This window comes from Vibrio sp. 2304 (assembly GCF_033339475.1).
Classification (GTDB): Bacteria; Pseudomonadota; Gammaproteobacteria; order Enterobacterales; family Vibrionaceae; genus Vibrio; species Vibrio alginolyticus.
Genome location: NZ_JAWOUQ010000095.1, coordinates 1 through 577, shown reverse-complemented (window position 1 = coordinate 577; position 577 = coordinate 1). Strand labels below are relative to the sequence as shown.

General features: G+C 47.1%; 1 pseudogene. It reads right to left on the bottom strand.

What is annotated here, in order from left to right:
• Positions 1-577 (bottom strand): annotated as a pseudogene (locus R7P64_RS24440) (hybrid sensor histidine kinase/response regulator); the annotation flags it as partial.

Sequence of the window (577 nt, the reverse complement as noted above, 5' to 3'; positions counted from 1 at the left end):
CAGTTTCACACCGGTGTCTTGCAACATTTTTTCAATCAAGATTCGGTTGATATGGCTGTCTTCTGCAACCAAAAGGTGCAAATTAGAAAAATCTGGATTGTCTTGTGAGGAAAGCGCTCGACGCTTTTGTATTTTGCTAGAAAGCAGAGTTTGCAGTTTATGCTGCGTGACAGGTTGCGGCAGTAAACGATCCCGTTCGCACGACCATGCCTGTCCTTCCTCCATCACGCAAGGGGCGAGAAACAGTACCCGTTTGGCGGCTGATTCTGTCGCATCAAGATCATAGAGCGCATCTCTATCCTGAGCATTATTCACGCTCGCGATGATGCGGTCAAAATCGTCCAAATCTCTGCCCAAAGACTGCGCCGCAGACCAATCGTTGCGATGAGTCACCTCGATGCCAATCTCTTTAGCTAAGCGCATCAAGTGTTCCACGCGTGGTTGATAATCATCAATCAACAATAGTCGATTTGCATTCAGTTCTACCGGTTCAGAATGAGGCTGACTTCGTTTAGGCAACTGCAAACTAAAGCTAAAACACGATCCGTTGCCAAAATCCGAACGCACACAAAGCTCA